Source organism: Alkalithermobacter paradoxus (assembly GCA_002029295.1).
GTDB lineage: Bacteria > Bacillota > Clostridia > Peptostreptococcales > Peptostreptococcaceae > Alkalithermobacter > Alkalithermobacter paradoxus.
In genome coordinates this window covers 214,736-227,462 of the sequence record MZGW01000001.1, presented here as the reverse complement: position 1 = coordinate 227,462, position 12,727 = coordinate 214,736, and the positions used below count along the sequence as shown (strand labels likewise).

Genomic DNA, 12,727 nt, shown 5'->3' with positions numbered 1-12,727 from the left:
TTCATGTTAATAAAGCACTTTCTTTGTATAATTTTAAAGAAAGTGCTTCTTTGTTTTTATGATATTCAGAAGATAATCTTTATTATTTAAGTCTGGATTATCTATTACAATTTCTAACATTTCATTTAATATTATTCCAATTTCTTTTCCTTGGTTATATCCAAGATTCATTATATCTTTTCCACTTATGGCTAAATCTTTTATAGTAAAGCATTCATTACTTTCTACTACTTTTTTCAAAATTTCTTTTATTTCTTTTATTTCTTTTTTTATCTCATCGTGACATATTGAATTTTTAGCTAGATTATCTGCTAATTTTACTTTTAGTAAATCATCCAAATTTTCTTTACCTATTCTATTTAACCATTTCTTTATAGATTTCTTATTTGGATGAATTTTGCTATCGTGATACAGTGTAAGAAGTCTTACCTTTTCTATAGTATTATTGTCATAATGTAATCTTTTTAATATTTCCACGGAAATTTCTGATGAAATTTTAGCGTGATTGTAAAAATGGTCTATGCCATTTTCATCAGTAGTCTTAACCTTCACTTTTCCAATGTCATGAAGTAGCATAGAAAGTCTAAGGTGTAGAATCGGTTCAATATTTTTAACGGATTTTAATGTATGAATACCTACATTGTATATATGATAAGGGTTATTTTGTTTGGTTTTCATGCCTTCATCAAGTTCTAAGATTATATGTCTTAATAATCCTATTTTGTGCATTAGATATATTTTTCCAGAATTATTTGACACAAGTATTTTATTAATTTCATCTCTTATTCTTTCACTGCTTATATTGTTTATCAATTCTGCGTTTTTAGATATAGCATTTAAGGTGTCTTTATGTATATTAAAATTTAGTTGAGATGAAAATCTAATTGCTCTTAGCATTCTAAGTGCATCTTCTTTAAATCTTTCATCAGGGTTTCCAACAGCTCTTATTATTTTATTTTTTAAGTCCTTTTTTCCATCAAACTTATCCACAAGACCTATTCTTTTATTATATGCCATTGCATTTATTGTAAAATCACGCCTTTTCAAATCTTGTATCAAGTCATTAGTGTATTCTACTTTATCAGGTTTTCTATTATCTGAATATGTTCCTTCTATTCTATATGTTGTAATTTCATAATGGTTTTTGTTTATAACTAATGTTATTGTTCCGTGCTTTAAGCCTGTTGGGATTGTAATTTCATCTTTAAATATCTCAAGTACGGTTTTTGGATTAGCATTTGTAGTTATATCAAAGTCATTAGGAATTTTTCCTAGCAAGCTATCTCTTACGCAACCTCCTACTATAAAAGCTTCATATCCGTTTTCTTCTATTTTATTGATTATATATTCTACTTCTTTAGGAATATTTATTTTCACTTTATCACCTCTAGATTATTTTATACTAAATATTCCTCACTATGTAATACTAATTTATCTAAAAGAATATATTATATTAGGCAGTGATTCTTCTTGAACATTGACCTAAAAAAATACTCCTAAGAGTCTTTGACCTTTAGGAGTGTTTTTTATTTATTTTGCCATTTTATGTTCTAATCTTAATTTATCAGAAACCATAGCTATAAATTCTGAATTTGTAGGTTTTCCTTTCGTGTTGTGAACTGTATATCCGAATAACTGATTTATAGTATCAACTTTTCCTCTGCTCCATGCGACTTCTATAGCATGTCTTATTGCTCTTTCAACTCTAGATGGAGTTGTATTGAACTCTTTTGCTATATTAGGGTACAATTCTTTAGTTACTGCACTTAAAAGCTCAACATTATTTATAACCATCTTTATAGCTTCTCTAAGATACAAGTATCCTTTTATATGTGCTGGAACTCCTATTTCGTGGATTATATTCGTTATCTCTGCTTCTATATTCCCACTAGGTTTAACAAAGCTAGGTTTAGTGTTTTTTATTTCTACAGTATTTCTATTTGTTTCTACAGGAGTTATAACTCTAGTTCCAACAAGTTCTCTTATTCTATTTATAAATACATTAAAATCAAATGGCTTAACTACGTAATAATCTGCTCCTAAATTTATTGCTCTTTGAGTTATTTTATCTTGACCAACTGCAGATAAAATAATTATTTTAGGCATCTTTTCTAAATTCATTTCATTTAATTTCTCTATAACTCCAAGACCATCTAAATGTGGCATTATTATATCTAATACCAGCAAATCTGGTTGTTTTTCTACAACTAATTCTATCGCTTCTACCCCATCTTTAGCGATTCCTAGTATTTCAACATCATCTTCACTTCCTAGATATTCCTTTATTATTTGGCAAAAATCTTTATTATCATCTGCCAATACTATTTTTATAGTTTCTTTCACTTAAAATTCCCCCCTAAAAATAATTAAATTGTCAACAGATTATAAATTCGACATTTCTAATTAGTTTCCTTCTTAAATATTTAATAATTGATAAACTTTTTTATTTTACCATCCATTTTGCGAATATTCCATATCCTTTTTTAGGGTCATTTACAAATACATGCGTTATAGCTCCTACTAATTTGTCATCCTGTATTATAGGTGCTCCACTCATTCCTTGTACTATTCCACCGGTATACTCTATCAGATCTTTATCTACTATTTCTATCACCATACTTTTAGATTCTGGACTATTTTGACTAAATATCTTGTCTATTATTACATCATATTTTCTTATTTTATTGTTTTCATCTGGGAATAATATATATGCATTACCTTTTTTAACTTGATGATATTCAGCTACTTCAAGTGGTTTCAAATTCATAAAGTCTGATGTGTCTTCTATTTTTCCCTTTATACCAAAATTTGTATTAGAATCGAAGTTACCAATAACCACGCTATCTGTAAATTCTGCACTTAATTCTCCTGGAGATCCTATTTTACCTTTTTTTACTCTAATTCTACTTGGTCTATATATTTTTCCACTTTTTATTTCTATTAATCTTCCCGTATCAACATCAGTTATTCCATGTCCTAAAGCACCGAATGATCCATTTATAGGATTGTAATATGTTAAAGTTCCTATTCCTGCAACTCTATCTCTTACCCATACTCCCATTTTATATTTATTTGTTCTAGCATCTTTTGATACTTTTACTTTTTTGTCTATATATACTCCATCTCTTTTTAACGTTACATTTACATATTCTTTTTTAAGGGAATTAAGAATGTCCTCTATTTCACTCGCTTTGTTTACTTCAGTATCTTCTATCTTTGTTATTATATCTCCAACTTTTAAATCTCTATTTCTTTGCTTTAAAATTTCAGAATCCATACCTATAACTAAAACTCCCTTTGTGTCTAATCTTATTCCGGCTACATATCCAAGTGGAATAACGTATAACTTATTTCTATTTAATGCCTCAATGTTTAAGTTGGATTGCACAAACGTTGAAATTGCAAAAGCCGATAACAATAAAAACATTAATATTTTATTTTTTGTAAATTTTATCAACGTCATCACATCCTTCATTTTTTGATTTAAGTTTAATGTTCCTTGATTAAGTCTTTTATATGCTAATCAAAAAATTATAATAATTCCAAAAAAAACAAGAGAGTAAAGATTAATAAAATCTTTACCCTTTTGCAAGTCTTATTATTTCTTTTGCATTTTCTATTGTTGTTTGAGTTATATTTAGTCCTCCGATTAATCTGGCTATTTCTTTTACTTTTTCATCTTTACTTAATTTATTAATATTGGTATATGTTCTATCTTCTTCAATTATTTTCTCTATATGAAAGTGAGCATCTCCATTTACTGCAATTTGTGGCAAGTGAGTTATACAAAGTATTTGCTTTTTATTTGATATTAATTTTAATTTTTCACCTACTATTTGAGCTGCTATGCCACTTATTCCAGTATCTATCTCATCAAATACTAATGTTCCTATTTGATCAACTTCAGATATTATTTTCTTAAAAGCTAGCATAAATCTCGATATTTCTCCACCTGATGCTATCTTATGAATTGGTTTTAAATCTTCTCCTAGATTAAATGATACTAAAAATTCTACATCATCTTTCCCTCTATCTGAATATTCGCTTTTGCAAGCGAATTCTATCTTAAACGTTACATTTTTCATATGTAAAGTTTCTAATTCGTTGCATATATTCTGTTCAAACATCTGTGCTACTTCTTTTCTTTTCTGAGTTATTAAATTAGCTTTCTCATTTAATAGTTCTTTTACTTGATCTATTTTTTGTTTTAGTTTTGATATATTTTCATCTCTATTTATTATTTCCTCTAATCTTAATTTTATTTTCTCTTTATATAGGAGTATTTCCTCAATAGTATTCCCATATTTTCTCTTTAAGTTGTTTATTGTATCTATTCTCATTTCTATAGAGTCAAGGTCTGAAAGCGAAAAATCCAAATTATCTTTATAATATCTAATATCTTTTGATATATCATTTATTCTGCACGTTATTTCATCAAGTTGTATATAAAAGTCTTCTAATTTCTCATCATAACTAGATAGATTTCTTAATTCCTTTAAATCTTTAGAAATTAAATCAAATGCATTTACATTAGATCCATATAAATTATTATATAAATTATTTAAACTATTATGTATTTTTTCACTATTTCTATGTATATCTCTTTCTTTTACAAGTTGATCATACTCTTCTTCTTTTAACTGTGCATCTTCTATTTCTTTTATTTGGAATTTCAAAAGATCTACTTCTCTTTGTATTTCCTTATCATCTTTATTTTCAGTAAGCTTTTTTAGATCATTAACTAATAAAATATACTCATTATAGATGTCTTTATAGTCTAACTTTATATCGTGTAGCTTTTCTTCACCATACATATCTAAAAATTCCAGATGCTTATCTTTATTCATAAGCAACTGATTCTCATGTTGGCTATGAATATCAATCAATAAAGATGCTATTTTTTTCAGGAATGAAAGCCTAACATTTCTTCCATTTATTCTACTTACACTTTTTCCATCTATATATATTTCTCTTGTTATAATTATATTTTCATCATCTTCACAATCTATACCATAATCTAAAAGCTCATTTTTTATTTTTTCGTTTTCAATGCAAAATATAGCTTCAACTAATCCTTTATCAGACCCTTTTCTTACAAAAGATTTATCAGCTCTTTCTCCTAGACATAAGTTTAAGGCATCTATTATTATAGACTTTCCCGATCCTGTTTCTCCTGTTAATATGTTTAGACCATTATCTAGTATTAAGCGAGTTTTTTTTACAAGTGCACAATTTTCTATATATAATTCTAGGAGCATGTTAACCCCCCTATTCTACAATAATTTTCTAAATTTATCCATCATCTTATTTATATCATCTTTACTTCTTAGCAATATAAATACAGTATCCACCCCACCTATAGTTCCAATTACTTCCTCTATTTCTAAAGAGTCTATTGTGCTAGCTACTATTTGTGCAGATCCTGAAATAGTCTTAAGACAAATTATATTCTCAGAAAAATCTACAGATATCAATACTTCTTTTATTAGCTTAATCAATATATCTGATAGATTTTTGCTATCTTTTTTAAGGTGTGCATATTTATATTTACCACTTGATGATAATACTTTGACTAATTTTAGCTCCTTTATGTCTCTTGAAACAGTTGCTTGAGTAACAGTAAACCCAAGTCTTATAAGTTCTTCTGCAAGTTCATCTTGTGTTTCTATTTCCTTGTTTTTAATTATTTCAAGAACCTTAGCTTGTCTAATTAATTTCAATTTAAATCCTCCTACTAAAGTTTTTCGTGAGATTTATTCACAACATCTAAGACTATATCTTCATAATTACACTTAATAGGATTCTCACTTTTTTTGATATACATAAGGTACTCTATATTTCCTTCCGGTCCTTTTATAGGCGAATAGTCAAGCTTTAATATTTCAAATCCTATTTCATTTGTGATATCTAATATATTTTGAACTACTTCTATATGAGTTTGTTTTTCTCTTACTACACCCTTTTTTCCTACTTTTTCTCTACCAGCTTCAAACTGAGGTTTAATTAAAGCAACTACATAACCTTCATCTTTAACTAATTGCCTTACACTAGGAAGAACTAATTTTAGTGATATAAACGAAACATCTATTGAAGCAAAATCAGCTAATTCATTTATATCTTCAGGTTTTACGTGCCTTATGTTTGTTCTTTCCATACATACAACTCTATCATCTTGTCTTAATTTCCAAGCAAGTTGACCGTATCCAACATCTATAGAAAATACTTTTTTTGCTCCATTTTGAAGCATACAATCGGTAAATCCACCTGTTGAGGCACCTATATCAAGACATACTTTATCCTTTAAATCTATTTCAAAGTTTTTTATTGCCTTTTCAAGCTTTAGGCCACCTCTACTTACATATGGGATTGCATCTCCCTTAACTTCTATTTTTGAATTGTCATCTACATTAGTTCCAGACTTATCTACTCTTTGTCCATCTACAAATACAAGACCTGCCATTATAGACTTTCTTGCTTTTTCTCTGCTATCAAAATACCCGCCTTCAACTAACAATACGTCTAATCTTTTCTTCATATTTGTCAAATTCCCTTTCACTGTATTTCTTCAATGATTTTTTGTGCTATCTTCTCAGATGATAGACCGTATTTATCATAAAGTATATCTACTTTTCCATGTTCAATGAATTTATCTGGTAACCCTATATTAGTTATAGATCCTTTAAAACCTACACTATTCAAATAAAGATTTATTTGACTTCCAAATCCACCACTTAATACATTGTCTTCAACTGTAAATATGCATTTATGAGATTTTATTATATCATCTAATCCTTCATGGTCTAGAGGTTTTAAGCATCTTCCATTCACAACAGTTATATTTATACCTTTATTGAGAAGTATTTCTTTAGCTGCTAATGCTTTTTGTACCATAGCTCCTATAGCTAGTATAGCTATATTCTCACCTTTTGATAAGATTTCCCACTTTTCAATATCTAAGTTACTATCTTCACTTTCTAATACTATAGCCTCTCCCCTTGGATATCTTATTGCAACTGGAGAATCTACTTTTAGAGAGTATTCTATCATCTTTTCAAGTTCTTTTTTATCTTTAGGTGCCATTACTTTTATGTTAGGCATAGAACTTAAGTAACTCAAATCAAACACCCCATGATGAGTTTCACCATCATCTCCTACTAAACCAGCTCTATCTATTAATAAAGTTACTGGTAAATTCTGAATACACATATCATGTATTATCTGGTCGTATGATCTTTGTAGGAAAGTAGAATATACGGCAAAATATGGTCTTAAGCCATTCGCTGCAAGACCTGCTGCAAATGTTACTGCATGTCCTTCTGCTATACCTACATCAAAAAATCTTTCTGGATATGCTTCTTTAAATTCACTTAGCCCTGTACCTGATGGCATAGCTGCTGTTATCGCTATAACTCTATCATCTTTCTTTGCAAGTTCTAGCAATTTGTTTCCAGCTGTATTAGAATATGAGATACTTTGACTTTCAGTTATACCTTTATCTACTCTAAATGGACTAACTCCATGATATTTATCTGGATGTTCTTCTGCAAATCTATATCCTTTTCCCTTTTTAGTAACAACATGAACAAGTACTGGTCCTTCTAGCTTCTTTATACTTTTAAGTACATTTATAAGTTCATCTAAATTATGTCCATCTATTGGACCAAAATACTTTATTCCCATTTCTTCAAATAGTGCACCTGGTATCATAAAGTATTTCACAGTATCTTTAACCTTACCAGCAGTTCTATAAAATGTCTTTCCTATTTTAGGTATGTAGCTTGTTATGTGCTCAAATTCATCCTTTATCTTTTTGTACGCTTTATTTGTCCTAATGTCAAATAAGTAGTTTGATATACTTCCAACGTTTTTTGATATAGACATTTCATTATCATTTAATATAACTATCATATTTGTTTTGACATGTCCTAAATGGTTTAATGCCTCAAAAGCCATACCACCAGTTAAGGCTCCGTCCCCTATTATAGAAATAACATGATTGTCTTCCTTTTTTATATCTCTTGCTAGTGCAAGTCCAAGTCCTGTAGATATTGAAGTACTACTATGACCTGTGTCAAATATATCGTGGATGCTTTCGCTCTTTTTTGGAAATCCGCTTATTCCATTGAACTGTCTTAATGTGTGAAATTTATCTTTTCTTCCAGTTATTATCTTGTGAACATAAGATTGATGCCCAACATCCCAGATAAGCTTATCTTTTGGACTTTGGAATACATAATGAAGTGCTAGTGTAAGCTCTACTACTCCTAGATTTGGAGCTAAATGCCCACCAGTTTTCGATACTGACTTAACCAGAAATTTTCTTATTTCATTAGACAAAACATTTAATTCCTGTATATTAAGTTTTTTTATGTCCTGTGGAGTATTTATATGATCTAAATATTTATACATTACTTCATCTCTCTTTCTAATATATATTCTAAGTTCTATATATTATCAATTGTAATCAAAATACATATAAATATACCCTAGTGTTATTTACTAGGATACATATATATATATTCATATAATACAAACCTTAGCTAATAGTATTTTTCTACTAGCCTAAGGTGTATATTATATATTAAATCATTATATTAGCTATTATAATTCCAAGTAAAGCACCAGCTAAAACTTCTATTGGAGTATGCCCAACAAGCTCCTTAAGTCTTTCTTCAGTGAATACATCTTTTTTGTGAGCATGTATATCTTCTATCATAGTATTTAATATTTGTGCTTGTTTTCCAACTGCTCTCCTAACTCCGGCTGCATCATACATAACAATTAATGCAAGAACTAATGATATAGCAAATTCTACAGAACTATATCCTCTTTTCAATCCAACAGCAGTGGTTAAGCTTGTTACTATCGATGAGTGAGAACTAGGCATCCCACCAGAACCTACAAATCTAGAAACATCTACTCTGTTTTCAAAGATTAGTGTTAATATAACTTTTAGAAGTTGTGCTACAAACCAAGCCGTTATACAAGCTATAAACACTTCATTTCTCGAAATTTCGTCAATAAAAACCACTCTCAGTCCTCCTTTAGCTAACAGTCCCTACTCACTATATAATCTGCTAAATTATTTAAAAATTCTGCCTTAGATTCAAAAGATGCTATCGAGCTTTTAGCTTCTTTTATCAAATCTATAGCCATTTGCTTTGAGGTTTCTAGTCCAAATAAAGATGGATATGTAGATTTATTATTTTCTACGTCACTCCCGATATTCTTTCCAAGCTTAGATTGATCTCCTACTATATCAAGTATATCATCTACTATCTGAAATCCTAGCCCTATACATCTAGCATAATTTGTTATATTTTCTAGCTGCTTTTCACTTGCTCCTCCAATTATAGCTCCACATCTCATAGCTCCTATTATCATTGCTGATGTTTTATTCATATGTATAAAATCTAAAACATCCTTGTCTACTTTTTTATTTTCACACTCTAAATCTACAGCTTGTCCCCCTATCATTCCATACACACCTGAAACTTTTGCTATTTCATTCATAGCTTTTAAGAATTTATAACTTTCCTTTTCATTTTCTAGTGATGCTTTAGTCATTATTTCAAAAGCTAAGTTCAAAAGCCCATCTCCTGCTAAAACTGCCATTCCTTCTCCGAATACTTTGTGATTTGTAAGTTTTCCTCTTCTTAAATCATCATCATCCATGCAAGGAAGGTCATCATGTATAAGAGAATATGTATGTATCATTTCTATAGCACTTGCAAAAGGCATAACATCATCTATATTTCCACCTACTAATTTGCAGCTTTCCATCATAAGTACTGGCCTTAATCTTTTACCACCTGCATCTAAGCTATACTTCATAGATTCAAATAAAGTTTTTTGATATCCTACAACCTCAGGTATGTAATCTTGCATTTTATTTTCAAAATAACCTTTTCTTTTATTTAGCTCATCTTTAAAGTGCATATTACTCCTCCTCAAAGGTAAAATCAATTTCTTCAAAAGTATCATCTTTTTCTATTATCTTTGTTATCTTCATTTCAGCTGAATCTAATAGTTTCGTACAATGCCTATAAAGAGCTATACCTTCTTCATAAAGTTTTAGTGATTCATCTAAAGAAGATGTACCTTCTTCTAATTTTTCAAGTATTTCTTCTAACTTTTTGTATGCTTTTTCATAAGTCATAGCATCATACCTCTTTATTTGTATTTATAGTATCTACTATACAATCTATATCTCCATTTTTGAATACTATATTTATTTTGTCTCCAGAATTTAAAACATTTGGATCTTTAATTAATGTATTTTCTTTTTTGACAAGTGTATATCCTCTATCCATTATAGCTAAAGGGTTTAGATTATATAAATTTTTTCCTATGAGTCTTAGATCATCTTTTCTAAGTTTTATATTTCTTTGTGCTATTCTTTCTATACTTTCATTTATACTATCTAGTAATATTCTTTTTTCTCTTATTATGTACGTAGGATGTGTAAGATCTAATCTTTTTTTGATACTATCTAACTTAAATCTGCTATTATCTATGTTTCCCTTTAAGATTTTTTCTAATCTATGTTTTATAGTTTCAAGACTATATTTTATATCAACTAATGATGGTACGCTAACCTCTGCGGCAGCTGATGGTGTTGGTGCCCTAAGGTCTGATACAAAGTCAGCAATTGTAAAGTCAGTTTCATGTCCTATAGCTGATATTATAGGAATGTTTGAGCTAAATATACTTCTTGCTACTTTCTCATCATTAAACGACCACAGTTCTTCTATAGACCCTCCACCTCTTGCTAGAATTATCATATCTACATTATTATACTTGTTGAAAAAGTTTATAGCTTTCACTACTTCATCTGGAGATTTTTGACCTTGTACAGAAACAGGATATAATTTAATGTTGACTTTTGGATATCTTCTACTTATTACATTTATTATATCTCTTATAACAGCTCCAGTTGGCGATGTTATTACCCCTATATTGTTAGATATTTTAGGTATATCTTTCTTCAAAGATTTATCAAAGAGACCCTCATTTTCGAGTTTCTCCTTTAATCTAATAAATTCGACATATAAATTCCCTAATCCTTCAACTTCTAATGAATTTATATAGAATTGATACGCTCCATCTTTTTCATATATAGATATATATCCAGATGCTATTACACTCATTCCATCTTCTAATTTTATATTATTTGCATTTTTACCTTTAAACATTATACAGTTTATTTTACAATTTGAATCTTTAAGAGAAAAGTACGCATTACCACTACTATGCATTTTGTAATTTGATATCTCACCCTTTAATTTCAAGTTATACAATATAGGATCATTTACTAGTATTCTCTTTATATATGCATTTGCCTCAGTTACAGAAAGAGCTTTAAGTTTCATTTTACTCAACTCCACAAAGTATACTTTGAGCACCTATCAGCGCAACTCCAACAGCGTTGTCAGTAGCATATTCAGGCCTTGTCCAGTAAGAAGATATATTATGTTTATTAAGGCTATCCTTTAACACTGATGATATGTATCTACTTGAAGATACTCCTCCTACGAATAATACTTTATTTACATAGTGCTTGTTACATAAATATATTAATGATTTTAGTAATGATTTGTTTATGCATTCTAATGTCAATTTACATATATATTCTTTAGGATATTCTTTTATAATATCATAAATTTTAGTTTCTACACCTGAAAAATTTATATATCCTTCACTTGATGATATTTTTATATCATTAATATTCTCCTTAAAATTTATAGCATTCTCATCTATATATTTGCCTGCTGGAAATGGGTATCCCAATTTTACTCCTACTCTATCAATAAGTTGCCCGGCACTTATATCCTTACTTTCTCCTATTATCTCAAGATTATATTTAGCATTTTCCCTTTTTGCTAATAATATTTCTGTAGTACCTCCAGATATATGCACACATATGAATTTATTTTCATTCATATTGGTATCTATATAACCTGCCTCTATATGTCCTTCTTGATGAGTACTTTCATATAAAGGAATATCCATTATATCTGATATTGCTTTTGCAAATTTATACCCTGCATTAAAAACTGGCATATAAGAGCTTTCTAATGGTCTAGGCTTTGTAGATACACATATAGCTTTTATTTCATATTCTTCTCTATATGCTCTTAAAATAGAAAATATTTCACCTAAATTATTTACATGCTGATATACTGCATCTGACTGTCTAAGTCCTTTATTTCCTTGCTGTACTTTAAGTTGAATTTTTTGACTTACTAATATCTCCTTATCTAAACTAACAGCTGCTATAGATGTTGTATAGCAGCTTGTATCTACTCCTAGAACTATTCTATTTTTCGATTTCATCTACAACACTTCCTAATAAGCCGTTGATAAATGGTGCCGAGTCATTATCTGAGTATATTTTTGCAAGCTCTAAAGCTTCATTTATAGATACTTTAAATGGAATATTCTCTATATATAGAATTTCCGTTATAGCAAGTCTTAATATACTCAAATCTACTTTAGCTATTCTATTTAATTTCCATCTAGTAGAATGTTTTTGTATCAAACTGTCTATATACTCATTATTTTCTATGAACTTATTGGCAACTTCAAGTATATATTCCTTATCAAAATTCTCATGAGAGTGTTCTTCTATGAACTTATCTATATTTTCCTTACCAAAATCCTTGTTTACCTCTAGCTGATAAAATAATTTCATACATAATTCTCTACCTATTCTTCTGCTCATCTT

At 29.0% G+C, this 12,727-nt stretch carries 13 protein-coding genes; all 13 read right to left on the bottom strand.

The genetic code is table 11. The annotated features are described in order from the left end of the window. Positions 1-33 precede the first annotated feature (33 nt). Positions 34-1,377: a CCA tRNA nucleotidyltransferase gene (locus CLOTH_RS01195; protein ID WP_079410389.1), complete on the bottom strand. Its 1,344-nt coding sequence runs from the start codon at positions 1,375-1,377 to the stop codon at positions 34-36. A 153-nt stretch (positions 1,378-1,530) separates the two neighbouring features. After that, positions 1,531-2,343 carry a sporulation transcription factor Spo0A gene (spo0A, locus tag CLOTH_RS01190; protein WP_079410387.1) on the bottom strand — a complete coding sequence of 271 codons (813 nt, stop codon included), beginning with the start codon at positions 2,341-2,343 and terminating at the stop codon, positions 1,531-1,533. A 100-nt stretch (positions 2,344-2,443) separates the two neighbouring features. Then, complete coding sequence (gene spoIVB / locus CLOTH_RS01185) at positions 2,444-3,457, bottom strand: SpoIVB peptidase (protein ID WP_158080431.1); 1,014 nt, start codon at positions 3,455-3,457, stop codon at positions 2,444-2,446. Between the two features lie 121 nt (positions 3,458-3,578). After that, positions 3,579-5,258: a DNA repair protein RecN gene (recN, locus tag CLOTH_RS01180; RefSeq protein WP_079410383.1), complete on the bottom strand. Its 1,680-nt coding sequence runs from the start codon at positions 5,256-5,258 to the stop codon at positions 3,579-3,581. A 15-nt stretch (positions 5,259-5,273) separates the two neighbouring features. Beyond that, positions 5,274-5,720 (bottom strand): arginine repressor, encoded by a 447-nt coding sequence (locus CLOTH_RS01175; RefSeq protein ID WP_079410381.1) that lies wholly within the window; start codon positions 5,718-5,720, stop codon positions 5,274-5,276. A 14-nt stretch (positions 5,721-5,734) separates the two neighbouring features. After that, the gene (locus CLOTH_RS01170; protein ID WP_331721952.1) at positions 5,735-6,535 is read right to left on the bottom strand and encodes a TlyA family RNA methyltransferase; all 801 of its coding nucleotides are present in this window, start codon (positions 6,533-6,535) and stop codon (positions 5,735-5,737) included. 17 nt (positions 6,536-6,552) lie between these two features. Further along, positions 6,553-8,409 carry a 1-deoxy-D-xylulose-5-phosphate synthase gene (gene dxs / locus CLOTH_RS01165; RefSeq protein WP_079410379.1) on the bottom strand — a complete coding sequence of 619 codons (1,857 nt, stop codon included), beginning with the start codon at positions 8,407-8,409 and terminating at the stop codon, positions 6,553-6,555. 172 nt (positions 8,410-8,581) lie between these two features. Further along, entirely contained in the window at positions 8,582-9,031 is a 450-nt protein-coding gene (locus tag CLOTH_RS01160; RefSeq protein WP_079410377.1) for a divergent PAP2 family protein, read from the bottom strand. 17 nt (positions 9,032-9,048) lie between these two features. Then, on the bottom strand, positions 9,049-9,939 hold the full coding sequence (locus CLOTH_RS01155) for a polyprenyl synthetase family protein (RefSeq protein ID WP_079410375.1): 891 nt from the start codon (positions 9,937-9,939) through the stop codon (positions 9,049-9,051). 1 nt (position 9,940) lies between these two features. Continuing rightward, on the bottom strand, positions 9,941-10,159 hold the full coding sequence (gene xseB / locus CLOTH_RS01150; RefSeq protein ID WP_079410373.1) for an exodeoxyribonuclease VII small subunit: 219 nt from the start codon (positions 10,157-10,159) through the stop codon (positions 9,941-9,943). Positions 10,160-10,163: 4 nt separating this feature from the next. Next, the gene (gene xseA / locus CLOTH_RS01145; protein WP_079410371.1) at positions 10,164-11,372 is read right to left on the bottom strand and encodes an exodeoxyribonuclease VII large subunit; all 1,209 of its coding nucleotides are present in this window, start codon (positions 11,370-11,372) and stop codon (positions 10,164-10,166) included. Position 11,373: 1 nt separating this feature from the next. Then, positions 11,374-12,336, bottom strand: a complete 963-nt coding sequence (locus CLOTH_RS01140; protein ID WP_079410369.1) for an O-sialoglycoprotein endopeptidase — start codon at positions 12,334-12,336, stop codon at positions 11,374-11,376. After that, entirely contained in the window at positions 12,320-12,724 is a 405-nt protein-coding gene (nusB, locus tag CLOTH_RS01135) for a transcription antitermination factor NusB (RefSeq protein WP_079410367.1), read from the bottom strand. Before nusB ends, CLOTH_RS01140 begins: the two co-directional genes overlap by 17 nt. Between the last annotated feature and the right edge of the window lie 3 nt (positions 12,725-12,727).